This is a genomic window from Bradyrhizobium sp. RDI18 (assembly GCF_043203335.1).
Classification (GTDB): Bacteria; Pseudomonadota; Alphaproteobacteria; order Rhizobiales; family Xanthobacteraceae; genus Bradyrhizobium; species Bradyrhizobium retamae.
Genome location: NZ_JBICRN010000008.1, coordinates 4779705 through 4802354, shown reverse-complemented (window position 1 = coordinate 4802354; position 22650 = coordinate 4779705). Strand labels below are relative to the sequence as shown.

Genomic DNA, 22650 nt, shown 5'->3' with positions numbered 1-22650 from the left:
CGCGGCGCAAAGAATAAATTCCGCGCAACGGACTTCTTCGGATTTGCACGCCGTTGGCCGCGCGATATGGTAGCGCCCGGCCCCGCCAGCGGGCGGTCAAAACGTTATTTCAAGAACAACAAAGGGAATGCGGATGTCGAAGGATGGTTTGTGCGCGATTGTCACCGGTTCTGCGTCCGGCTTGGGAGCGGCGACCGCGGCCATTCTGGCAAAGGGCGGCGCGCGCATCGTCGTCAACTATTCCAACAGCAAGGCGGAAGCCGAAGCGACCGCCGATCTCTGCCGCAGCGCTGGCGCCGAGGTCGTGGTCGTGCAGGGCGACGTGTCGCGCGATGAAGACTGCAGGAAGATCGCTGCCGCGGCCGTGCCGTGGGGACGCCTCGACGTGCTGGTCAACAATGCCGGCACCACCAAGCACGTGCCGCATCACGATCTCGACGGGCTTTCGGCCGAGGACTTTCAGCGCATCTATGCCGTCAACACGATCGGCCCGTTCCAGATGATCCGCGCGGCGCGCGCGCTGCTCGAAGCGGGCGCGAAAGCCTCCAACCTGCCGTCCGCCGTGGTCAACGTGTCGTCGGTCGCCGGCATTTCCGGCGGCGGCTCGTCGGTCGCTTATGCCGCAAGCAAGGGCGCGCTCAACACCATGACGCAATCGCTGGCGCGGGCGCTGGCGCCGCTGATCCGCGTCAACACGGTATGTCCCGGCTATATCGATACGCCGTGGTTCACCAAGGGCCGCGGCGAGGCCGGCGCGAAAGCGGTGCGCGACGCGGTCGTGGCGAAGGTGCCGTTGAAGGTCGCCTCGACGGCGGAAGATATCGCGCAGCTCGTCTGCTTCCTCGCTTCGCCGGCGTCGAGCAACATGACCGGCGAGTTCGTGCGCATGGATGCAGGGATGCATCTGGTGTTGTGACGGGATTTATAGGGTGGGCAAAGCGAAGCGTGCCCACCATTCTCAACCGAGCAAGTGATGGTGGGCACGGCGCGAAGCGCGCCTTTGCCCACCCCACGGATCTTATCGGTTCCCCGGATCCGAGATCACGCCGCGCGCTACCAGCCTGTTCCAGATGAACAGCACCACCAGGGCGCCGATGGTAGCGGTGATGAAGCCGGCGCCCTGATCGGGGCTGTAATGGCCGATCGCCTGGCCGACGAAGGTCGCCAGGAACGCGCCGGCGATGCCGAGCACCGTCGTCAGGATGAAGCCGGTCGGGTTGTTCTGGCCCGGCGAAAGGATGCGCGCGATGATGCCGGCGACGAAGCCGACGACAATGATCCAGATAATGCCGCTCATTTCCGTCCCTTTCCAATGCGTCGATGGTTAAAGCGGAGCGGCACCTCTCGAGCGCCGCGCGTCTCGCGGCGTCAGATCCGTTCCGATATCTCGTTCTCGTTCGGCAGCCGTCCGTCCGGCGTCAGATGATTGACGACGTCGGGCAGATACTGGCTGAGGCCTTGCAGCAAATCGTCGCGCGACAATCCGCTTTGCGCCGATAGCTGATCGATCTGATCGGCGCCGAGCGCATTGGCGAGATCGCCGGGCGAAACCTGTTTGTTGGGACCATTGCTGACCCAGGAGTCCGCCTGGTCGCCGAGGCCCTTCTGCTGCAATTGATTCAGGAGGTCGCCGAGGCCGCCGCTCAAAACGGTGCCGGCCGCGCCTCCAGCAAGAAGCCCGCCCAAGCCCCCTTTGAGCATGTCGCTGAGTCCGCCGCCCATGCCGCCGCCGGGCATGCCGGCATTCACATTGCCCGGCGCGGGCGCCGGTTGCGGTGCCGAGCCGGTCTGGTTGCCGCTGAAATGCTTGATGCCTTTCCAGGCCAGCAGCGCCAGGATCGCCATGGTCAAGGGCGACATTCCGCCGCTCTCGGATTGTGAGCTGGGGCGGCTCGGGCCGCGCGGTCCATTCATCATGCCGTTGAGTACGTCGAGTAAACCCATGGTTGTCTCCTCTGCGTAGCCCCGGCGTGAAACATAACGGTGGCACATGACGGTTACAAGGCGCGGGCGGTGCCACCTGCGATAGGCACAGCCCGCGCGCTCTGCTATTCGAAGCCGGTTGCAACGCGGTAGGTGACAAATGGTTTCGCGCCAAACGATCGGTATCGCAGGCGCCGGCAGCATCGGCTGCTTCGTCGGCGGCATGCTGGCGGCCAACGGCTGCCGCGTGGCGCTGCTGGCGCGTCCACGCGTGATCGCCGAGATCGAAGCAGGCGGCGGCCTGCGGCCGACGAGTTTTGAAGGTTTTGACCAGACCATCACGCACGATCGGTTCGCATTGTCGGAAAATCCTTCTATTTTCGCAGATGCCGGCGTCGTGCTCGTCACGGTCAAGAGCGCGGATACCGCTGCGATGGCCGAAATCATCGCTCACCACGCGCCGTCCGATGCCGTCGTCGTCAGCCTGCAGAACGGCGTCGGCAACGCCGCCGTGCTGCGCAACCGCCTGCCGGGGCGGCGCGTGCTCGGCGGCATGGTACCGTTCAACGTGATCGCGCTTCGCGCAGGGCGGTTTCATCGCGCCACCTCGGGTGACATTGTCATCGAGCAGGACGAAGCGCGCACAGCGGAGAAATTGTCGGTGCCGGGACTAACAATGCGGCCGACCGGCAACATCGACGGCGTGCAATGGGGCAAGCTGCTGCTCAATCTCAACAACGCGCTCAACGCGCTGGCCGATCTGCCGCTGCGCCGGCAGCTCGCACGACGCCCATGGCGGCAATTGTTCGCCGATCAGCTCGCCGAAGCGCTCGCGGCGATCAAGGCCGAAGGCATCAAGCCGGTGTCGCCGACGCCGATCCCGCCCGCCTGGATGCCGGCCTTGTTGCGCCTGCCGGACCGGGTCTTCGAAGTGTTGCTGGGGCGGACGATGAAGATCGATCCCGAGGCGCGCTCGTCGATGTGGGAAGATCTGCAGCGCGGCCGCCGCACCGAAATCGATTATCTGCAGGGTGTCATCACCGAAATCGCCGAGCGCCGCGGACTTGAGGCGCCGCTGTCGCACCGGATCGTGGAATTGATCCGGCAGGCCGAAAGCAGTGGCAAGGGCTCGCCCGGCCTGACGCCGGAGCAGATTCGCCCCGTGAATTGATTTGCCTCGGCGCCGGTCCCGCGCGAGTTTCGTTCAGGTAGGCCGATGGGAGAAGCGACATGAAACGAACACGCCTCGCGCTGGTGGCGGTTGCCGTCCTGATCTTCTGGGCGTCATTGCTGCCCGCTTATGCCGTACCGCCGACGGCGACGCCGTCGCCGGGCTATGAAGCGAGGCTGCAGGAACAGCGGGCGGCGTCGCGTGCTGTTGTCGCGCCGGTCATGAAGTCGCGCCGCGTCAAGCGGATGCGTGCGCACTGATGCTGATTCGCCGCGCGCGCACCGCTCAGCCACGTCGTCCCTGCGAACGCAGGGACCCATAACCGCAAGGCGTTATTGTCTGAAAGGGATATCTACCCCAGCGGGGCAAGATAACCGCCGCGGCGTATGGTCCCTGCGTTCGCAGGGACGACAGAAGTGGTCAGCTCTTCTTCTGCTTGCTCGGCTGCTGCTGCTGTGGGTTGAGCAGCCGTTTAAGCTCGTTGATGCTCTCCGAGAGCCGCGGCCATTCGCACGAGAACTGGTTCTTGGCGCATTGGGCCGCCTTGATGCGTGCGGCCTGCTTGACCGGGCTCGCCACCGGTATCGGCACCTTTTCGGTTTCGACCGGCGGAGGGATCGGCTCCGAGCGCAGCGAGATCTGCTGTATCCCCTGCTCCTTCTCCTGCTGTAGCAGCTTGGCCGCCTGTGTCGCGGCGAGGTGGTTGCGCCGCTCGCGCTCGAGATAGGCCGTATATTGCTCGTCGATCTTCTTCTGCTCTTCCGGCGTCGGGTTGGGACCCGCGATGTCGAATGTTCGGTCCTGCATGAAGTCGTAATAGGTGTAGCCGCCGCCGGGCTTGCGGCGGCCGGCGAATTTCGCGTTGCATTCAGCGAGTTTCGCCGTCTTCTCTTCTTTGGTCGTCGCCTTCTCGGCCACGTCGGCGCAGGATTCGAAATCGAACGGTGCGCTACGCCACCACTGCGCATCTGAAGCCACCGGCGCGAGCACGAACAGCCCTCCGATGGCGGCAAAAACCAGTGACGATGCACGTGAGGCGATCACGGACGATTTGCTCCGGTCGAAACTCTTGGGAACTTTGATTGAGCCGATTGTCATCATTTTGGCAGCGCTGTCACGCCGAAACTGCACGATGTTCCCGCCGGCGTTGTGACGTTAACCGGTTCATGTGACCAATGGAACACAGTGTCAGGCCGTTAAAAATCTTGAAGAAATTCAACAGCAACGCAAGTTCCCGCAGAGGATGCTGTAGTGATTCTAAGTGCACCATCTGAGGGCGAGCGGATAAGCACGCCACATTGTGGCAACAATCAGTCAGCGCCTCTCGCGCGAGCCAGCGTGCGCGACGCCGTTTCATGGAACACCGCGCGATAGAGTCTTGCGAATTCGCCCATGTGATGGAAGCCGTTGGCCCGGGCGCACGATGTCACGGTGATGGCGTCGGATCCCTTCACGAGCTGCGCGCGCGCTGACCAAAGCTGCTTGAGTCGCAAATAGCGATGCAGGCTCATGCCGCGGACGCTGACCACCGCCGTGCCCAGCGTCCTGACCGACACGCCGCATTGTTCGGCGAGGTCGGCGCTGTAGATCGCCGAGGCGGCATGAAAGGCGACATACTCATCGATCATGCGAACAAGGCGGCAGTAGCCTCTGCTTGCAATCTTGCCCGCCACTTCCGGCGTCCGGCCGCTGCGGAACATCTCGTCGATGGCGAGCAGCAGGCCTTCCTGGAGGGCCAGCGCCGAACGCGGCTCCTGCAACAGTTCCGGCGTGGCGGAAGCCGTCTGCAAAATACCAATCGTGACGGATCTGACCGTTGCGAGGGCCTCAGGGTCCAGCATGAACGGGCATAGCCGGTCCGGCGTGTCGAACCATTCCCGATCCCGCAGGCCGGCGCCCAGGGTGATGATCGCGTGCAGCGACCCACGGGGTTCGACGAACTGCAAATCCACATTGCCGCGCATGCCGACAAAAGCCGGACGATTCACGGACATGCCGTTGACGGCTACGTCGTAGTCGTCTTCGATCTGGAAGATGACGACGCCATGCGCGGCGCGGTAGCTGACATCGACGATACGTGGAAACGAGCGGAGCATCGTGATCTGGCAACAGGGCAACTGCACCGCCGCGCGCGCGGTATGGAAGTTCGCAAGATTCAGCGGGACGCTGCGCGCATCGGCGACGAATTCGACCGGCCGGAAGGCGTCGATGTCGGAAAACCGGATGATCGAAAGGGCCGGCGAGGGGGCAAGGTTCTTAAATAGCATTGTAAGACAACTGGGCGGTGCGAATCTTCGCAGCCAGCGTCGGCCGGTCTGGTTAACGCCGCATTAAGAAGTGTGGCCGAGGCGAAGATTTCGAAAGCACCGACGTGACGTGCGGGTCCCCCCGGGCGCGCCGTCCCGGACCCATCCAAATCCATTATACCTGCTCAAGCGGAATGCTAATTGTTTTGCGGCAACCCGAGCCATCATGTGGCGGCTAATCTGGACCCTCGCGCCGAGCGGGCCGGAGCCACAAGAGGAAGCAAGAGGAAACAGTCCCTATGACCATCACCACGGCCATGACGAGCGTGCCGACGCCCGCGCCTGAGCTGATCGAGGCGTTCAGGAACGCGCCGACCTCGATCATCAGCGACAACCTTGCCCGGCTGCCGGGCGCCGTGGGCCTGCGGCCGTTTCATCGCGCCGGCCGGCTGGTCGGACCTGCTTTTACGGTGCGCACGCGGCCCGGCGACAATCTTGCGATTCACCGGGCGCTGGAACTGGTCGGGCCGGGCGACGTGATCGTGGTTGACGGTGGCGGTGACGAGACGCGGGCGCTGGTCGGCGAGATCATGAAGAATATCGCCGAATACCGCGGCGCCGCGGGTTATGTGATCGATGGCGCCATCCGCGACGTCGCAGCCTTCGCTGCCTCCGACTTTCCCTGCTTTGCCCGCGCGGCGATCCACCGCGGCCCGTACAAGAGCGGGCCCGGCGAGATCAACGTGCCGGTTTCCATCGGCGGTTCGGTGATTTCTCCCGGTGACATCGTGGTGGGCGATGAGGACGGCGTGGTATCGTTCCCCACTGCTGTGGCCGCCACATTGCTCGAGGCGGTCCGCGCCCAGGTCGCGCGCGAGGAAGACACGCTCACAGCGATCCGCGAAGGCCGCTACCAGGGCAGCTACGGCAAATCTTGATAGGGCACGACAGCGCGCTTGGGAGGAACGATGAGTCAGAAGGAAGAATTCCACAACCTCGACAATCCGGATGACGGTCTGTTTCGCGAGCTCGCCGCCGGCGTCACGACGCGCATCTTTTCCGGCGAGCACGCCATGCTGTCGGTGGTGACGCTGGCGCCGCATTCGCAAGGCACGCTGCATCATCACCCCGAAGAACAATGGGGCGTGCTGCTTGAGGGATCGGCGATCCGCGTTCAGGGCGGTGAGGAAATTCCGGTCAAAAAGGGCGATTTCTGGCGGACGCCCGGCAACGTGCCGCACACCTTGCGGGCTGGACCGGAAGGTGCGCGTGTGCTTGACATCTTCAGTCCGCCGCGCCCCGAATACAAAAAGGCCGGGTCTGGCTTCGGCACCTAGAGCATGATCCGGAAAAGTGGGAACCGGTTTTCCGAAAAGATCATGCTCAAACAAGGAGAGGAGATCATGATGCGATTCCGCCTAATCGCATCAAGATCTAAAACAAGTCTGCGAACAAAAACAAAAAAATCGCGGGTGACAACGGGAGGAGAGTTCTGGTGAAGATCACAAGACGCAACTTGCTTGCGGCGACGGCCGCGTTCGCGGTGACGCCGGCGCTGGCGCAGCCGGCCAAGAACATGACACTGGTGGTGCCGTTCCCGCCGGGCGGATCGACCGACGCGCTGGCGCGGCTATTGCAGTCTCATCTGCAGACGAAGCTCGGCCGCACCGTGCTGGTGGAGAACAAATCCGGCGCGGCCGGCTCGCTCGGTGCCGTGCAGGTCGCCAAGAGCGCGCCTGACGGCGCGACGTTCCTCGTGACGTTCGATTCGCACGCGGTCATCCCATCGATCCTCGAAAAGCCGGGGCTGGATGTCGAGAAGGATTTGGTGCCGGTGTTCCTGGTCGGCACGGCGCCCTATGTCGTCGCCGCGAATGCCGAGCGGCCGTACAAGACTTTTGCCGACGTGGTCGCGGCCTGCAAGGCAACGCCTGGCGCGGTGAAATATGCCTCCGTCGGGATCGGCACGCTCGGCCATCTGGCTATGACAGTGCTGGGCAAGAAGGCCGGCGTCGAGATCACGCATGTGCCCTACCGCGGCGGCGGTCCGGCGATGAACGACGTGCTCGGCGGACATGTCGATCTCATCGTGGGATCGGCGGCGCTGATCACGGCGCAACTCGGCACCAACAGGCTGCGGCCGATCCTGCAGATGGGCCGCGAGCGGATGCCCGTGCTGAAGGATACGCAGACCGCGATCGAAGCGGGCTTTCCCGATTTCGAGACGCTGGCCTGGTGGGGCATTTTCGCGCCGAAGGGAACGCCGGAAGATGCCGTCGCCGGCATGGCGAAATCGGTGAAGGAGATTCTCAGCGAGCCCGCAGTAGCGGTGCAGTTGCGCGATACCCAGAACATGTCGCTGCTGCTCGCCGACGGCAAGGATTTCGGCACCTTCTTCGCCAAGCAGGTGAGCATCTGGGGACAGGTGGTCCGCGAGAACAACATCAAGGCGTAGGGGCAAGCGCCGGCACCGTATCCGCTCATGACAAAGGCCCCACGAGGGTAGGGCCTTTATCATCAAGAGTTGGGTGCCTCAGTTCTAGTCTGAATATTTGAACTGCGGCATTGCCTTGAGCTGCTCCTTGGTGCCGCTCATCACGGCGTGATCGGGCATCCAGTCGTTCGCATCGGCGCTGCGTGCCGTGCTTGTCGTGGCCGCGCCGGTCGTGGTCTCGCGCTGCGTGCCTGTAGTCGCTCCGGGCGCCGTCGAGCTGGTGCGGATCGGCTCCTCGACGAATTTGAGCTTGTCCATGGAAACGGCGATGTCGTGCTCGCCGACGCCCAGGATGCCGCCGACGCCGATCACGACCGCATTGACCTTGCCCTCCTTGTCGAGAATCAGCTCGTTGATCTCGCCAAGCTTTTCATTGCCGTCATTATAGACGTCGAGGCCCATGAGCTTGGACGCGCGCCAGTTCCCCTTGAGCTCCATCTTTTCCTGCGAGCCGGCCGTCGCGGCGGGGGCGGCGGGCTGAGCCGTTTGCGCGGTCTGCGCATAGGCGGGAGCACTGAAGACGGCGGCGCTCAAAAGAGCCGCAGCTAGGAGTTTCTGCATTTTGTCCTCCTCGGAAAGTCGACGTGTTTCCCTAGAACAGAACGCATGCGCGAACGTTCCACGGCATTCGGGGGAAGTTTCGGCATGACTTGAGATGCGGTGTGGCGTCGGGTTTCTTCGACTGTGTCGCTCCCCGGCCACGTGCGAGAGGTCGAATCAGCCGTATGTTGAAGGGGTATGGCCGCAAACAAGGTAACGGCGGTACACGGGGCAGAAAAAGCCGCAACTGGAGCCGTCCGGCGGACGGCTCCTTTTTGGTTTTCAATCGACGCGGGACCCCTTTGCGGGGCCCAAAGGGGTCGGCCCGGAGGGGCTGGCGATGCCACGCCTGCTTTGCTATGAAGCGTCCCAAGCACCTGCCTTGCCACGCGGGTCCGCGGTCCCGTAGCTCAGCCGGATAGAGCGACGGTTTCCTAAGATAGTGATTCATCCCAAGGCCCTGAACCGGTTGGCCAACTATGAAAGGTTGGTCTAAGTAAATCCGAAGTAAATCTTTTGACTTCCAGACCAAGGTCAGTTTTGTGAAAACCAAAAAGGCAAAACGACCTAAACCGCCTCCCCGTACACCCGCGACCACAAGCGAAACTGAACTCGTCCTTGCCGAAGTGCACAGCGGAGTAGGGGCGGGCAAAGAAATAAACAAAAAGCTAAAAAACGCTTTCGGTGTCCCGTATGCTTTTCTCACCGAGGAGCAATGGAAAGAGATACAATCGAAGGCCGGCTTGCGTCCCAGTGCTAGATTCGAGTTGAACATAGCGCTAAGGCGCTACTGGCTCGAGCGTTTCAATACCTCCATTGATCCCAAAGCGCGAGATGCTGTAGCCGAAGCTAGGCAGCGGTTAAACGGTGCCTTAGAATCGCTCGTCGAATTAATCGACAATGAGGGGGTCTTCAAGGGGCCGGTTGCATACTATCAGCGCACGCCTCTCCAGCAGCGCGAAGAGTTAGAGCAGACCTGCGAGAGTATCTCGCGCGCGTCATTAATCCTATCCGAGGCAGAAAAAAGATTGACCCGAGGTCGAGGTCAACCGTCGTACGGCCCGTTGTACGATCTAATCAATCACCTCGATTTCATTTTGTACGCATCGCACGGCATCTGCGTAACCAGATCGAAAAATCGAATACCGGCCGGTGCTGCAACAGACACCCCCGCGGAATACATCTGGACTGTCTTGAAGGTTGCAGACCTTCAAGTTTCAGAATCGACGGTCGATACGGTGCTGAGGAATTACATCACTGATCGTGATGAGCACGACCGCGCATTTCCAAAAAGAGCGCTCTGACCCTGTCCTCCCGCTTTTCCCTCAGAAGAGAGTTGTGGGAATTATTCCGGTCTGTTCGTTCGATTAAACCCCACACCACGGTGTTGCCCCACCGGAAAATGTGGGTAGGTATTCACGCCGTTCCCCGGCCAATCCTGGTCACGAGAGGAGAACGGCAATGTCCATGTTTACCACCCAGGCGGTGGCCACCATCTCACCGCCGACGTCGCACGCGGCCGACACCGTCGTTGACGCCGTTTCGAACGAACTTCTTTTGCCCGGTAAAATTGAGTTGGTCATCGAGCCGGCGCTGTTGTCGCGCCCAAGCGGGATGAACGAGGATGAATCAGACAGTCCTCTTTCACTCGGTAAAAGTGAAGCAGCCATGCAAGGTGCTCTCGTCCTGAGAGACCTTCGTGCCGGAACGCGGGCAGTGATCGATGCTGGCGTCCGCACCACAGAAACAATCAAGCGGTATCAAGACGATCCTGAGGCGATAGATGTCTTCATGGCAACCTTGGCCGAAGGAAAATTCATTTCGGAGAATGAGCGCAGACTTGGCCGCTCATCGCCGAAACTTTCGAAGCTGTACACTATAGGCGACCATGCCCGCTTTCTCCGTCGCGACGAGATTCTCGAGCATTTCTTGGAGACCGGCAGTTCCGGTTACAGCGTCGTCTATCAGCTCGTGGTCTACTACAACACGCTACAGGGGGACGAAGAAGCCCGTTTCGAACAGGTGGTGGCTTCGCTCCGGGCGCAACGGCCATCGTCCCGAAAAGCGTTTAGCGATCTGACGCAGCAAGCCAAGAAGGCGAATACTCTTTCGACCGTTTCGGAGTTGGGTGCGACCTTGGAAAAGGGGCAGCGCTTCGACTTGATTCTTGCCACCTTGGATCATCGTCGCGATCGTCGTCGCTTGAGTGACGACTATGTCGACCTGCTACCGTATTGCCTGCGTATGCACGAACAGGCCTCCGAGCGCTCGGTTGCTGTTGTCGTTGGGCGAATTGCCGACCTCCCGGCAATCGAAAACAAACTGCTGGCAGGTTTCGTTGTTTCGCAGATCCTGCTGCTTCAGCAGCCACTCGGTGCCGACGTGACCGAGGCCCAAGTGGCGGTGGTCGCCTTGCGGGGATGTGACAACGAGCTGATCTCCGAATTTTCGTGGTTGCCCCATGGCGAGCAGATGGACGCCATCTCGCTGGCCGAACAGCTCGTGCCCAACACGAAGAACAAGCTGCGCCTGTTCGCGACTGGGCATTCGGAAGGCTGGATTTCGGTGATCGGCGAGGCCAATTGGAGTCAGGCCGATGACTGAGCTGCGAGCAATTATGCGTCGGATAGTCACCGGATCGAGCCGCGACAAGAATGTCGCGCTGATGATGTCGGCGGAATCGATAGCGTTTCTACCGGCATCATTTGCGAGGAAGTCGGGAAGAAGGTTCACGCGTACACGTACGAACTTCACGGCTATGGCTCGCGCGAACGCGGGAAGGCGGAAGCCTTGGCGCGCCATCTGCAATGGCCGTTGAGCGTCGTTACCGTCCCGACGCGGAATCTGGCTTCGGATTTCAAACGTCTGGCGATCCGGCACGGCTGCAAGACCAAGGTGCAGTTCGAAGTCCTGTTTCCGTTGCTCTACGTGTTTCCTGAAGTGCAGGAACACGAAGTCTGGACGGGCTTCAATGCCGACGACCACTACGGAAACACGCGGCAAGTCCTCCTTGATCATGCTCGCCTCATCCGCGAACGCGTATGCGCAGAGGAACGCAAGAGGCTCTTTGATGTCTACCGCGAGGAGGTTTACCGCAAGTTTGACGGGCCGGGCTCGTCGGATAGTTGGTGGTTTGCGAAGAAGTCAGCTTTGCAACACGGCAAGGAGCTCTTGGATCCGTACGTCGATTCGGCGATTCGGGCTTACTTTTCCGACTTCGACCATGATCAGCTGTCGCCTCTTGGTAAGCCGATCGTGCGCCAAGCATTTGCCGAATACCTGAAAGGACTGCCGGATTCGGCCATCGTTAAGGGCGTGCGCCTGCAGATAGGCGGCTGCGTAGACGAGTTGTTTCGAACTTTATTGGCAAATCCGGATATCAACCGTTTCGAGACCAAATACACGACGGTTTCAGCCCTGTGCCAGAGGTGGGGCAAGGAGGTCGAGGCAAATCCCGAAGCCTTCGCGGCAGAGTTAGACGCCCTGCCGCCGCAGCCGAGGGCGAACGTCCGCTGGTCGCAGGCCGACGGTTACCGATCGTACTCGATGGCGGACGTCCGGAGGCTTTCTGGATCCAAGAACTTCAAGGTCATTTCGACGTTCGCAGGTGGCGGCGGTTCGTCCGTCGGCTATAGGCTGGCCGGCGGCAGCGTGCTCATGGCGAACGAGTTCGTTCCTGAAGCCGCGCGGACCTACCTGACCAATTTTCCAGATTGCGTGGTCGATCAGCGCGACATCCGGGAGATCAGCGCGAGTGACGAAGCGGTCGCGGCGTTCCTGTCCCGTGTCGGACTGAAGCGAGGAGAGCTCGACATCCTCGACGGTTCCCCGCCCTGCTGCGAGTTCAGCACCGCGGGTAGGGGGATCGGTGATCAAGATGTGCTGCGGTCGTATTCGGACGTCAAGCAGAGCAATATTGCATCGCTCCCGTTCGACCTTGTTGACCTCGTAACGCGAGCCCGGCCTAAGGTCTTCATCTGCGAGAACGTGCCTGCGTTCGCTACCCGAGGCAAGGAAGTTTTTGATCGGGTGGTGCGCTCTCTCCGATTTCCTGGTGAAGGCAACGACCGGGCCTACTACGCTCACTGGGCGGTCTTGTGGGCGAATGACTATGGCGTGCCGCAGAAGAGGCCGCGGTTGTTCATTATCGGGGTTCGAAAGGACGTCGGCGAGGTCATCGGCATCGAGACGGACGAATCTATCCGCGATGTTTTTCCCGCGCCGACTCATGTCGGCGTCAGCATCCGGTCTGCTATTACCGACCTTCAACAAACGGCGGACGACGTCTGGCCCTGGACGCGGTCTGCCATGGCCAGCGCTTCTCTTTCTGCCTTGATGCGGCTGCTTCCCTACAGTCCCGTCAAGCCGACACGGCTTGCGCATCTCTATCCCGGCTACACCAAGAACTACACGCTGACGAGGTGCTCGTGGGACAAGCCGGCTCCGACCATGGTTGTCTCGGGCCAGCGCCCGGACGGACTAACCGGCGCTATCCATCCTGACAGGGATCGGAAGTTCACCCTTCCGGAATTGAAACGCCTCACGGCTTTACCGGACGACTTCATCCTGACCGGAACGCTTGGCCAAGCGGCGGAGCGTGTCTGCCGGATGGTGCCGCCATTGCTGACCAAAGCCATCGCAGAGGGCGTCTACGAGAAAGTCTTGCAGCCGTACCAGGAGAAAATCCATGAACGTCGTTGATTTTTCATTCCAAGACCATGCCAAGGATTTCGACAACCACATCGGGAGGTCCATTCCGGGCTACCACGAACTCGTCCGAACTTGCGTTCGACTGTCCCGTCGATTCGTGCAAATCGGCACGACCGTCGTGGACGTCGGCTGCTCTACGGGGCACTTGCTGGCTTCAACCCAAGAGCACAACCAGACTGCGCGTCCGGGCGTCAACTACCTTGGCCTCGATCGCGTGCCGAATTTCTGCGTCCACTGGGGTAGGCTGGAGAAAGCGAACGTTAGGTTTGAGGTCTGTGACGCCTGTTCATACCAAGGCTTTAAGAACCTCTCGCTTGCATACAGCATCTTCACGATCCAGTTCATTCGCTCTCTCGACAAAATGCCGTTGCTGCGGCTGCTCTATGACGGTCTGGTCGACGGTGGCGCGTTGATCATCGCGGAGAAGACGCTCGCCGGCACCGCCAGGCTGCAAGACGCTTTGGCATTTCCTTACTACGACTACAAACTGGAGCAGGGATTCAGCGAGAAAGAGCTTCTCGACAAGGAACGGAGCCTGCGGGGGCAAATGACGCTCTGGACTGAAACCGAGCTCAGGCGGTCGCTTCGTCAGGTCGGCTTTCGGGAGATCGAACCGATTTGGCGAAATTTCATGTTTGTTGGCCTGTTGGCTTTGAAATGACCTGGTACTCATGCGCGGGGGACGAATAGCTCCTGTCGTGCTCTTGGAAAAGAAATGTCAAAAAATAATCAGTCCATGCGTCGTTTGAGGGGTCCGTGTTGGATAAATAACTCAACATCTCAGCATTGAAGATAACCCGTAACCCTCCTGACTGTGGGGCAAGTGCGGACTAACCGGTGGACTGAGACACCGGCAGGCTGGCAAGCCTGAACGGACTACGACCGAAGCGGGCAATCGACAAACCCGCGAGAGACGGGAATACCTTTAAACCGTCGAAGACTGGTGCGATCGTTTGGATTGGTTGCACCGAGAGTCTTGCGCGTACAAGCAGAGACTAACGGGGCAAACCGCAACGCCTGTCCCATCCACCCAGTGGGTTCTCTAATCCAAATGTATCCGAGCCGTTATATGCAAGCTCAGACGCACTTTGTCCTAACAGGCAAAGTGTGTGCCCTCACCGTAACTGCAAATAATCATTGCTGTTAATCATCTGTGATCGACAGATAGAATCGTTGGATGATCAATCAAGAAAACACGAATGTCCCCGAAGGGGACGCACCCGCAAGGGTGCGTGGTTAGTGGCTATCAGTTGATGGGATCGAAGTTCATTGCACGCTTGATCATGCGTATACGTAGATCGTCATTTTGGTGAACGGAAAGTAGAAAGTGTCACATAGCATCATGGTTTGGGATCTGGAAACAGTCCCTGATTTGGAAGGGTTCGCGAAATCGAACAACCTTGTTGGAAGATCGCCCGCGGAAATCAGGACGGCGATGGGTGCTGATTTTCCCAAGCTCATTTATCACTCGATCATCTGTATAGGTGCATTGGTAGCCAACCGAACGGCGAACGGCTACGAGGTTCAAGCGGTCGGAGCGCCGCACATCGGTCAGCGGACCGAAAAGGAACTGATCGAGTCATTCGTCCACAAGATCGCTCAAATCTCGCCGCAGATGGTGACCTTCAATGGTGGCGGCTTCGACCTGCCGGTCTTGCGTTACCGCGCGATGATCCACGAGGTCTTCGCGCCGGGTATGCACAACCGGGCCTACTATCATCGGTACACCGACGACAACGTTGACCTATGCGACGTGCTGTCCTCCTTCAGTTTCGGCGCTAAGGTGAAGCTGGACGAGTTGAGCCGGATCATGGGTTTGCCGGGTAAGCCAGACGGGATCAACGGCAGCCAGGTGGAAGCTTATTTTAACGCGGGCCGTATTCAGGAGATTGCGGACTACTGCAAGTCCGACGTGATCAACACGTACCGGCTTTGGCTCAGGCATGAGCTGTTTCGGGGGCGGCTGGATCAGGCCCAGTTCGAGTTCAGCGAGCAGGAATTGGCGCGGCTTCGAACTGAAACGTAGCAAGTAACATAACCATAGGATGTCAGATGATTCCAGATTTTTCAAAAGCCGCTGACTTTACAGAGATCCGTCGCATTCTAGCTCAAGCCGCACGGTCGATCATGATGGACCACGAGTTGGTCTATCGTGATACTTCCTGGGGGATAACTGCTTTAGAACTATACCTGTACACCGCCTCAAATGTCTGGCGGGATTGCACCACCCATTGCTCAGCTGCTCAAGCCGAAACGGGAAACTGGTACGTTCACTGCTATAAGAACGGCAATTTCCGTGCTCCCCAGTATTCTGGAATTGATATCACCGCGGGGTCCAGAAACGTACTCGCTGACGACGTTACATACGCCGGTCTGCTCATCCGCGAACTAGATAGTAACGATGGATCGGCTAAGGCATTTCAGTCGATCGTTCGCGGCAAGTATCTTTCAGACGAGAGGCGTTGGACTGATGAGGAAAGGCAAAGAATTCGCGAGATACATGGAACTGGTATCAAATCAGGTCCACTAAAACTCGTGCCCCGCTCAGCGCCGAAAACTTGCCAACTTTGGATCGGGCCGCGGAAACTATCTACCAAAAAGCCTGAGGCGGAACGATTCAAGTATGCCGATCTTCGAGTGGCAACCTGGAGGACAAAACTTCATATTGAAAAGATGGTGGCGATTTGATTCACTTTAGCAGGCCACGATTGCGGTTGATCACGCGCCGAATCCATCGAAGGAAGTCGATACCACAGCACTTTCGAGACGCTACTAATCGGTGTTTACCGATGTTCAGCAGCGGCCTCACCCTCACTTCGTTCGGGCGCCCTTCGGGCGACCAATGGTCCGAACGCAAGATTTTGTGAAACTGACACAAGCCAACCATCAAACTACGTGTGCGGTTGCGGATGGAGGTCATCACTTTGCTATCCAGCAAAGTGATCCGTGCGTATTACGGCTTTCGGTACCATCGGATCAGAAGAACCATCTTCATGGTCGGGACCGGCAGTGCGGTGAGTCCCATTACCTTCTGCTTGTCTGCGCAGGGTCTCGGCATGACCGGTCCGACGATCATGCCACCCGCGACGGTTTAAAGCTTTCCCGTCTCTCGTCAGGCTTAGTTTAGCGACCGTGCCTGCTTTGGTCGTTCATTGCCAGGATGCGTCAGGCCGGGTGACCCAGATGCTCCGACCGGTGTCTCAGTCCACCGGGATTTCCGCACGTACTCACCTATTCGGAAGGGCGCAGGGCGCTATTATGAGTGCGCCGATACTGAGATGTTGAGTATTTAGGGCGTCCAGAGTGGATAGGACCAAGCTTTTATTTTCGGTGCGTGAAATTGCCTCGGCGGGCTTGCAAGGAGCATCTGGTATTTTTCCGAGTCGAACGAAAACTCTTGGGTCCCGGGCGTTCTCCTTGAGGGGGATCCCTAAATCGGCTACCCCCGGCTTGCTAAGAGCCGAAACTCCAAAGCTTCCAATCCCCAATTACATGATGTCTGCTCACAGCGCAGGATCGGACGTCGGCCGAGCAATCGCCTGACTCCCGCAAATGACCCATACCGGAAGTCGCGCCTTCTGACGAACGGTCGCTGTCGCGCCGCAAAATGGCCAAGCCGCAGTCATTCGACTTCGAAAATTGCCTCACATATCACTGCAACTTGGAAGGGCAAGGACCCCATTCCTGGCGCTAGTCGTGCGCCTCTACCCTGGTCGCCCAAGACTTCGACCATTAGATCGGAAAAACCATCCACGACTTTCGCTTGCTCTTTGAAGTCGGGTGTTGCGTTTACCATGCCCTGGACACGCACGACCCTTTTCACTCGATCGAGGCTGCCGAGCGTCTGGCGAACGTTAGCCAACGTGACCAAACCGACCAGCCGAGCGGCTTGATATCCCTGCTCAGTTGTAAGCTCGGCTCCAACCTTTCCGATGATCCCCGTGCCGTCGGGGTTTCGGGGGCCAACGCCCGACATAAACAAAAGATTGCCGACCTGAACGCCGTTGCTGTAGTTCGCTACAGGTCGTGATTCATATTTCGTGACATCTATTCCCATCGCCTTCAATTTGGCTTCGGGACCGGCTTTCTCTTGCGCTCGGACAGAATCGAACGTGCCGAACACCGATGCGGCAATGAACATCGATGCGGTTATGGCAAGTAAGGCCCTCATGACCTCCTCCATCTGACTGCTGGGTACTGCCGTCGATCCAATCTTACTGCGCTGCAGACCCACGCAATAGTCGAAAATAGAGAACCGGCTCAACAGAGCCATTTCTTGATGCTTCGCACAATCGCAGTTTTGCGACGCCGCTGGTATTCGCGAGCAGGCATCGCTTCCGCTTTTGACCCAGGCTGTGTGAGAACGTTTTTTCGCCCCCAAAAACTGCACGCAACCAGGGACGATCCGCGTCGATACGACGGTCTGAGCGTATCTTTGCTGTATGGAGTCTGGAGTCAGCCCGGGCGCAACCTCGGGCTACGCTGAGCGACCTGAACGGTCACACGATGCGTATAACAGCACGAGCTCTTCACGCCCGGATTGCCATCAGGAGCGGCTTGATGCCGACGATGTTCATTACGCGCGTGAGGTTGTAGGCGAGTACGTTCAGCGCCATTTCGGTCGCGACATTGGGCAACCGCTTCATTAGAAAGTGTGTCGCACCCATCCGCATCTTCAGTGTGGCGAACGGATGTTCGACGGTTTCGCGGCGCACACGCATGGCTTGCGGGTTCTGATCGAGCCGCGTCTGCGCGGCCTCGACGACGTGTTCGTGTTCCCAGCGTTTGATGCGGCGCTCGTTGGACGTTGTGCACTGATCCTTGAACGGGCATGTGCGGCACGCCTTCGTCAAGTAAATCCGCATTTTCTGGCCATCTTCATCAGCGGTGAAGTGGTGCGCCAGCTTCTCGCCGGCCGGGCAGCGATAGACGTCGTCCTTGGCCAAATAGACAAAATCAGGTTTCCCAAAGCGGCCTGCCGACTTGGCTCCCGAAGTTTGTGGCTTGGGTAGCGTCACCGCGACCCCGGCCTGTTCGCATGCCAGGATTTCCTCACCTTTAAAGTAGCCCCGATCCGCAACGACGTCCAAGTTATCGCTGCGCAGCGCGGCTTTCGCCGCCTGCGCCATCGTCGCCAGTTGCGATCTATCGGTGCCGACGTTGGTGACCTCGTGCGCGACAATCAGATGGTTCGTGGTGTCGACCGCACTTTGTACGTTGTAGGCGACCATGCCTGAGCCGCGCCCGCTCGTTGCCATCGAGCGGCAATCGGGATCGGTCAGCGATATCTGGTTGTCGGGCGAGGCGAGCAATGCCTTTTCAATCGCGGCCAGTCGTTTCACTTCTTCTTCGAGCTTCGCCAGCTTTTCCTTAAGCCGCGTCTTGGTCAGCTGCACCGTTTCCGACGGCTCTTCTCCTGCGGCAGTCTGGCGGTCGGCGGTGTCCAGTTGGCTCATGTAGCGCGCCACGCTCTCTTCGATCTGCTTCTGGCGGCGCTGGATCTTGCCTTGCGTGAAGTTGTTGTCGCGACTGTTCACGGCCTTGAACTTGCTGCCGTCGATGGCAACGCTGGCCTTCGTCAGTAGGCCCATCTTGCGGCACAACTCGACGAATTGCGCGCAAACCTTCTTGATCGCTGGGCCATTGTCCTTGCGGAAGTCGGCGATGGTCTTGTGATCCGGCACGAGCCGTCCGGTCAGCCACATCACCTCGAGATTGCGGCCAGCCTCGCGCTCCAGCCGCCGGCTCGATTGGATCCGGTTGAGATAGCCGTAAATGTAGAGCTTGAGCATCGGCGAAGGATAGTACGCCGGCCGGCCGGTCGCCGCAGGATCAACACCATCGAACCCGAGGTCGCGCAGTTCCAGCGCATCCACGAACACGTCAACCGCGCGAATAGAATTGCTCTCGTCGACCCAATCATCGAGGCATTCCGGCAACAGCGTCGTCTGCTGGCGATCCGCACCTTGAACGAAACCCTGCATCACTTCCCCCGCCGATTCAGCAAGAGAATCATAGCATCGACGGGGGTTTTCACACAGCCTGGACCCAACTCGGACCTCCCGAGTTGACGCACGCTCATTGCCGCCGTAGCCAAGGGCTCCGCAAAGGCAATTTGGGCGCTCCTGCAATTACCGCTCACGGCCTTTGGCAACGTGCTAGGCTCCTCCTTGTCCCAGCGGCGTGGTTAGTCTGACCGTTCGGAGGGGCGCTATGACCGAGCAGCGGGTTCAAAGGCGATTAGCGGCGATCTTGGCTGCCGACGTGGTCGGTTACTCTGCGTTGATGCAACGCGCTGAGGAAGCCACCTACGCCGAATTTGAGCGGCTGAAGCGCGAAGTAATCGTGCCTGGCCTCTCCCGCCACGACGGGCGACTGATCAAGACCACGGGTGACGGCGCGTTGGCCGAGTTCGCAAGTCCGTCGGCTGCGGTGCGATGCGCGGTGGAGATACAGGAAAGCATCGCGTCAGGTCGAATCTCCCTTAAGCTACGCATTGGGGTTAATCTCGGGGAGGTTATCGTCGCGGCTGACGGCGATCTCTACGGCGACGGGATCAACATCGCTGTCCGGCTGGAGGGGACCGCCGATCCAGGCGGCATTCTGATTTCCGAAAAGGTGTACAGCGAGGTCGAGGGTAAGCTGGACGTTGGCTTCGAGGACCGGGGAGAACAGCAGCTCAAGAACATCTCCAAGCCGGTTCGCGCTTTTGCTGTACGCGCCGGAGCGCATAGCGCGCTGAGCGAGAAGTTAAGTGCGGCCCCGCCACTCCCGGACAAGCCTTCCATCGCCGTGCTGCCGTTTGAGAACATGAGCGGCGATCCCGAGCAGGAGTATTTTGCGGATGGGATGGTGGAAGAGATCACTACAGCGCTTTCGCGGTTCAAATGGCTGTTCGTGGTCGCCCGCAATTCGAGCTTTACGTTCAAAGGCAAAGCCGTCGATGTGAAGGAGGTCGGACGCAGGCTTGGCGTGCGTTATGTCCTTGAGGGGTCAGTGCGCAAAGCGTCGGGGAAAGTCCGCATCACTGGGCAGTTGATTGATGCGGTGACGGGCGCGCACATTTGGGCGGATAGGTTCGAGCGTGACCTGACAGACGTTTTCGCTCTCCAGGATGAAGTAACGGTAGCCGTTGTCTCCGCCATTCAGCCAAGATTGCTTCAAACAGAAATCGGTTTGGCGACGCGGCGGCGACCAGAGAACCTCACCGCCTATGATTTCTATCTTCGCGCTATGCAGCAGTATTACCTGACAACCCGCGAAGGCTTGGCCGAGGCGATCAGGCTGGCTCACCGCGCTTTGCAGCTAGACCCTCGGTTTGGCCTTGTCGCTGCGCTGGCAGGTATCTGCCACATGCAAAACGTTCTTTTTGGCTATGCTGCCGATGCTCAATTCGACCGTAAGGAAGCAATTCGGCTTCTTCACTTGGCCTTGAGCGTCGACGATGGTGATCCGGACACGTTAGCAATGGCTGCCGCAATCTCGGCGTTCATGGTCGGCGATTGCGAAAGTGCGATCGAAATGGCTGACCGGGCGGTCGCGCTCAACCCAAATTCATATCTCGCGTGGACCCGCAGGGGCTGGGTCTATAGAATCGCGGGGCTGCCGGAGGAAGCGGTCCGGAGCTTCGAGTGTGCCTTGCGCATGAGCCCGGTAGACCCGGCGCTACACATAACCTTTGTGGGGATGGGGTATGCCTTAATCGGGCTTCGTCGCTTTGATGAGGCCATCGTCGCAGGGAAGAAAGCCCAACGTCAGCATCCCTCCTATGTGGGAGCTTACCGCTGTCTCGCATCCGCTTTCGCCCATCTCGGACGCGATGCGGAGGCGCGTGAGGCGGCGGCGCGTCTGCTCGAGGTCGATCCCGCCTTTACGATATCGGCGTTCATCGCTCGGGGCGGGCAAACGAACTCGAACCTGTTGATTGAAGGGCTCCGCAAAGCAGGCCTTCCCGAATGAACCGTGCACGCTCGCACCGACAAGATGATTGGGCAAGGATGCTCATTGCTGCGATACATGAGTCCGGTTGTGGCACAAAGCGTCAATTTGCGCAGTGTAAGGCCACGTCCGGAGTTGGGGGTAAAGCCGACCTCCCGGTTGAACACCCGGACTTCTCACTTTGACCCGGAGCAGAAGTCGCAGACCAAGGTCCAAAGCTCTGACACGGGGCACCAGCCTACGAATCCGGAGGTCAGGAGTTCGAATCTCTTCGGGCAGGCCACGCCCGACGATGATGGGCACTACGTCTACGCTCTAGCACTCTAATCCAGTCGATTCTCGCCATCTGAATAGCATAGCGCCCTAACCACGAATATTTGCGGGACGACCGACCACGGAATCTCGCTGACGTAGCCAGGCTCGCGGGAGGCGGCATCTCACGGGTTATGGAAGAGCCAGCAGCGGCCGATAGTTGGCCCTGTAAAGCCGGCCCGACAGCAGGCGCACGAACACGTCGCGCATCGTCGGAGGAAGACTGCGCAGACGGTCTCGGCGATCGGTCTGTTGGTGCACCCAGCCCACACGCGCCGATCGCCTGCGGACGAACTCGGGGACGACTTCCGATGCGGCGCCCGCGCGCGAAACAATCTCAGCCAGGACCAGTGCATCCTCGAAGGCCATCGCCGCGCCGCACGCCATGTTGGGCGACATCGCATGGGCTGCATCGCCGATCAGCACGACGCGTCCTTGGCCATAGCATGGATGCGCGACCTCCTCGATGGCCGAGAAATGGATCGGGTCGGCCGGCTCGAGCCGGGCAAGAACCTCGGGAATCGGACTGGCGAAGGCGGCGAAATTTTCACGGAGTCTTTCGATGCTCCTTTGCGCAGGATCATGGATGGACCGGGCACTGGCCTTGTCCGCGTAGCAGTATGCCAGTTCATTGCCGATTGGCAGCATCAAGAATGCGGACTGCGGGCCGAGAAACACCGTCCAGCCTTCGAGACCCGGCGGTCGACGAACAATGAAACGCCATCCCACCTGGCCGCGAAACTCGACGCCCAAGTCTCCGTACTCCAATTGCCGAATGGACGACCGGATGCCGTCCGCGCCCACGACGAGGTCGTAGGTTTCGCAGGAGCCGTCGCTCAGCTGAACCCGGACGTGATCCTCATGCTGCCGAAGCGATTGCACCGTCACGCCGAGTCGAATGTGCGAGCCTGCCGCCCGTTGCGTGAGCAGCTTGTGCAGATCGCTGCGCGCGATCCCGAAACATGGGCCGCATGGCTCCCAGAATGCTCCGGCGTCGATCGAGGCGAGGCGCGTGCCTCGATGGTTGAACAAGCGTTGCGTGCGGATGACGCAGCCGTTGCGTGCAGCGTCGTCGGCGACTCCCAGGGCCTGCAGGGCGCGCGTCGCGCTACCGATGAGGTACAGACCGGTGCCGGGCGCTGTCCGGTCGCTCCCCCGCTCGACGATGGCGGCCGACAGCCCCCGCTGATGCAGGGCGATCATCAGCGCCAAGCCTGCCAGTCCGCCACCGACAATCAGCACGCGCTCGACCTTGGCCATGAGTCGTGCCTCAGGTCGCCTGACGGTGCGTTGCCAGGAAGGACTGGACTGCTGCC

Annotated in this window: 21 protein-coding genes; 13 read left to right on the top strand and 8 right to left on the bottom strand. The window is 59.8% G+C overall.

The features are described from left to right. Positions 1-133 precede the first annotated feature (133 nt). A complete protein-coding gene (locus tag ACFXS9_RS32335; protein WP_028347623.1) occupies positions 134-916 on the top strand; it encodes an SDR family NAD(P)-dependent oxidoreductase in 783 nt (260 codons plus the stop codon). 102 nt (positions 917-1018) lie between these two features. On the opposite strand, the gene ACFXS9_RS32330 is transcribed toward ACFXS9_RS32335, so the two are convergent. Next, entirely contained in the window at positions 1019-1297 is a 279-nt protein-coding gene (locus ACFXS9_RS32330; protein ID WP_392696144.1) for a GlsB/YeaQ/YmgE family stress response membrane protein, read from the bottom strand. Between the two features lie 71 nt (positions 1298-1368). Then, positions 1369-1944 (bottom strand): YidB family protein, encoded by a 576-nt coding sequence (locus tag ACFXS9_RS32325; protein WP_065746641.1) that lies wholly within the window; start codon positions 1942-1944, stop codon positions 1369-1371. Positions 1945-2083: 139 nt separating this feature from the next. Here ACFXS9_RS32325 and ACFXS9_RS32320 point away from each other — a divergent pair, with 139 nt between their 5' ends. Both ACFXS9_RS32320 and ACFXS9_RS32315 read left to right on the top strand, forming a co-directional pair. Beyond that, positions 2084-3094, top strand: coding sequence for a 2-dehydropantoate 2-reductase (locus ACFXS9_RS32320; protein WP_392696141.1), 1011 nt, complete (start codon positions 2084-2086; stop codon positions 3092-3094). 59 nt (positions 3095-3153) lie between these two features. Further along, positions 3154-3354 (top strand): hypothetical protein, encoded by a 201-nt coding sequence (locus tag ACFXS9_RS32315; protein ID WP_392696138.1) that lies wholly within the window; start codon positions 3154-3156, stop codon positions 3352-3354. A gap of 160 nt (positions 3355-3514) precedes the next feature. Here ACFXS9_RS32315 and ACFXS9_RS32310 read toward each other — a convergent pair whose 3' ends face one another. Together ACFXS9_RS32310 and ACFXS9_RS32305 are read right to left on the bottom strand one after the other, a co-directional pair. Continuing rightward, on the bottom strand, positions 3515-4192 hold the full coding sequence (locus ACFXS9_RS32310) for a hypothetical protein (protein WP_392700134.1): 678 nt from the start codon (positions 4190-4192) through the stop codon (positions 3515-3517). Positions 4193-4404: 212 nt separating this feature from the next. Next, on the bottom strand, positions 4405-5361 hold the full coding sequence (locus ACFXS9_RS32305; RefSeq protein ID WP_392696135.1) for a helix-turn-helix domain-containing protein: 957 nt from the start codon (positions 5359-5361) through the stop codon (positions 4405-4407). A gap of 278 nt (positions 5362-5639) precedes the next feature. On the opposite strand from ACFXS9_RS32305, the gene ACFXS9_RS32300 reads away from it, so the two are divergent. The 3 genes from ACFXS9_RS32300 (at position 5640) to ACFXS9_RS32290 (ending at position 7795) form a co-directional block, all read left to right on the top strand. Next, positions 5640-6278 (top strand): RraA family protein, encoded by a 639-nt coding sequence (locus ACFXS9_RS32300; RefSeq protein WP_392696132.1) that lies wholly within the window; start codon positions 5640-5642, stop codon positions 6276-6278. 30 nt (positions 6279-6308) lie between these two features. Next, a complete protein-coding gene (locus ACFXS9_RS32295) occupies positions 6309-6677 on the top strand; it encodes a cupin domain-containing protein (RefSeq protein ID WP_392696130.1) in 369 nt (122 codons plus the stop codon). Positions 6678-6835: 158 nt separating this feature from the next. Continuing rightward, complete coding sequence (locus tag ACFXS9_RS32290; protein WP_392696127.1) at positions 6836-7795, top strand: Bug family tripartite tricarboxylate transporter substrate binding protein; 960 nt, start codon at positions 6836-6838, stop codon at positions 7793-7795. A gap of 84 nt (positions 7796-7879) precedes the next feature. Here ACFXS9_RS32290 and ACFXS9_RS32285 read toward each other — a convergent pair whose 3' ends face one another. Continuing rightward, positions 7880-8395, bottom strand: a complete 516-nt coding sequence (locus tag ACFXS9_RS32285; RefSeq protein WP_392696125.1) for a PRC-barrel domain-containing protein — start codon at positions 8393-8395, stop codon at positions 7880-7882. A gap of 521 nt (positions 8396-8916) precedes the next feature. On the opposite strand from ACFXS9_RS32285, the gene ACFXS9_RS32280 reads away from it, so the two are divergent. The 6 genes from ACFXS9_RS32280 to ACFXS9_RS32255 all read left to right on the top strand — a co-directional run bounded on the left by ACFXS9_RS32280 (position 8917) and on the right by ACFXS9_RS32255 (position 15772). After that, positions 8917-9678, top strand: a complete 762-nt coding sequence (locus tag ACFXS9_RS32280; RefSeq protein ID WP_392696122.1) for a hypothetical protein — start codon at positions 8917-8919, stop codon at positions 9676-9678. 157 nt (positions 9679-9835) lie between these two features. Further along, on the top strand, positions 9836-10978 hold the full coding sequence (locus ACFXS9_RS32275; protein WP_392696119.1) for a hypothetical protein: 1143 nt from the start codon (positions 9836-9838) through the stop codon (positions 10976-10978). Between the two features lie 186 nt (positions 10979-11164). Beyond that, a complete protein-coding gene (locus ACFXS9_RS32270; RefSeq protein WP_392696116.1) occupies positions 11165-13075 on the top strand; it encodes a DNA cytosine methyltransferase in 1911 nt (636 codons plus the stop codon). Beyond that, the gene (locus ACFXS9_RS32265) at positions 13062-13745 is read left to right on the top strand and encodes a hypothetical protein (protein ID WP_392696113.1); all 684 of its coding nucleotides are present in this window, start codon (positions 13062-13064) and stop codon (positions 13743-13745) included. The genes ACFXS9_RS32270 and ACFXS9_RS32265 overlap by 14 nt, the downstream gene beginning before the upstream one ends. A gap of 681 nt (positions 13746-14426) precedes the next feature. Continuing rightward, the gene (locus tag ACFXS9_RS32260) at positions 14427-15110 is read left to right on the top strand and encodes a ribonuclease H-like domain-containing protein (RefSeq protein ID WP_392696110.1); all 684 of its coding nucleotides are present in this window, start codon (positions 14427-14429) and stop codon (positions 15108-15110) included. A gap of 26 nt (positions 15111-15136) precedes the next feature. Continuing rightward, a complete protein-coding gene (locus tag ACFXS9_RS32255) occupies positions 15137-15772 on the top strand; it encodes a hypothetical protein (RefSeq protein ID WP_392696108.1) in 636 nt (211 codons plus the stop codon). Between the two features lie 934 nt (positions 15773-16706). Here ACFXS9_RS32255 and ACFXS9_RS32250 read toward each other — a convergent pair. Together ACFXS9_RS32250 and ACFXS9_RS32245 are read right to left on the bottom strand one after the other, a co-directional pair. After that, complete coding sequence (locus tag ACFXS9_RS32250; RefSeq protein WP_392696106.1) at positions 16707-17357, bottom strand: RidA family protein; 651 nt, start codon at positions 17355-17357, stop codon at positions 16707-16709. Positions 17358-17613: 256 nt separating this feature from the next. Further along, positions 17614-19068: an IS1182 family transposase gene (locus ACFXS9_RS32245; protein ID WP_392696104.1), complete on the bottom strand. Its 1455-nt coding sequence runs from the start codon at positions 19066-19068 to the stop codon at positions 17614-17616. Positions 19069-19297: 229 nt separating this feature from the next. On the opposite strand from ACFXS9_RS32245, the gene ACFXS9_RS32240 reads away from it, so the two are divergent. Then, the gene (locus tag ACFXS9_RS32240) at positions 19298-21043 is read left to right on the top strand and encodes a tetratricopeptide repeat protein (RefSeq protein WP_392696101.1); all 1746 of its coding nucleotides are present in this window, start codon (positions 19298-19300) and stop codon (positions 21041-21043) included. Between the two features lie 423 nt (positions 21044-21466). On the opposite strand, the gene ACFXS9_RS32235 is transcribed toward ACFXS9_RS32240, so the two are convergent. Next, positions 21467-22594: an FAD-dependent monooxygenase gene (locus ACFXS9_RS32235; protein ID WP_392696099.1), complete on the bottom strand. Its 1128-nt coding sequence runs from the start codon at positions 22592-22594 to the stop codon at positions 21467-21469. Positions 22595-22650: the final 56 nt, after the last annotated feature.

What these genes read in the sequence shown, in the direction of transcription:
- ACFXS9_RS32335 (WP_028347623.1), top strand. Translation starts at nt 134, where the DNA reads ATGTCGAAGGATGGTTTGTGCGCGATTGTCACCGGTTCTGCGTCCGGC.
- ACFXS9_RS32255 (WP_392696108.1), top strand. Translation starts at nt 15,137, where the DNA reads ATGATTCCAGATTTTTCAAAAGCCGCTGACTTTACAGAGATCCGTCGC.
- ACFXS9_RS32245 (WP_392696104.1), bottom strand. Translation starts at nt 19,068, where the DNA reads ATGCAGGGTTTCGTTCAAGGTGCGGATCGCCAGCAGACGACGCTGTTG.
- ACFXS9_RS32285 (WP_392696125.1), bottom strand. Translation starts at nt 8,395, where the DNA reads ATGCAGAAACTCCTAGCTGCGGCTCTTTTGAGCGCCGCCGTCTTCAGT.
- ACFXS9_RS32330 (WP_392696144.1), bottom strand. Translation starts at nt 1,297, where the DNA reads ATGAGCGGCATTATCTGGATCATTGTCGTCGGCTTCGTCGCCGGCATC.
- ACFXS9_RS32265 (WP_392696113.1), top strand. Translation starts at nt 13,062, where the DNA reads ATGAACGTCGTTGATTTTTCATTCCAAGACCATGCCAAGGATTTCGAC.
- ACFXS9_RS32235 (WP_392696099.1), bottom strand. Translation starts at nt 22,594, where the DNA reads ATGGCCAAGGTCGAGCGCGTGCTGATTGTCGGTGGCGGACTGGCAGGC.
- ACFXS9_RS32320 (WP_392696141.1), top strand. Translation starts at nt 2,084, where the DNA reads ATGGTTTCGCGCCAAACGATCGGTATCGCAGGCGCCGGCAGCATCGGC.
- ACFXS9_RS32275 (WP_392696119.1), top strand. Translation starts at nt 9,836, where the DNA reads ATGTCCATGTTTACCACCCAGGCGGTGGCCACCATCTCACCGCCGACG.
- ACFXS9_RS32295 (WP_392696130.1), top strand. Translation starts at nt 6,309, where the DNA reads ATGAGTCAGAAGGAAGAATTCCACAACCTCGACAATCCGGATGACGGT.
- ACFXS9_RS32240 (WP_392696101.1), top strand. Translation starts at nt 19,298, where the DNA reads ATGACCGAGCAGCGGGTTCAAAGGCGATTAGCGGCGATCTTGGCTGCC.
- ACFXS9_RS32325 (WP_065746641.1), bottom strand. Translation starts at nt 1,944, where the DNA reads ATGGGTTTACTCGACGTACTCAACGGCATGATGAATGGACCGCGCGGC.
- ACFXS9_RS32310 (WP_392700134.1), bottom strand. Translation starts at nt 4,192, where the DNA reads ATGACAATCGGCTCAATCAAAGTTCCCAAGAGTTTCGACCGGAGCAAA.
- ACFXS9_RS32305 (WP_392696135.1), bottom strand. Translation starts at nt 5,361, where the DNA reads ATGCTATTTAAGAACCTTGCCCCCTCGCCGGCCCTTTCGATCATCCGG.
- ACFXS9_RS32315 (WP_392696138.1), top strand. Translation starts at nt 3,154, where the DNA reads ATGAAACGAACACGCCTCGCGCTGGTGGCGGTTGCCGTCCTGATCTTC.
- ACFXS9_RS32300 (WP_392696132.1), top strand. Translation starts at nt 5,640, where the DNA reads ATGACCATCACCACGGCCATGACGAGCGTGCCGACGCCCGCGCCTGAG.
- ACFXS9_RS32250 (WP_392696106.1), bottom strand. Translation starts at nt 17,357, where the DNA reads ATGGCTCTGTTGAGCCGGTTCTCTATTTTCGACTATTGCGTGGGTCTG.
- ACFXS9_RS32260 (WP_392696110.1), top strand. Translation starts at nt 14,427, where the DNA reads ATGGTTTGGGATCTGGAAACAGTCCCTGATTTGGAAGGGTTCGCGAAA.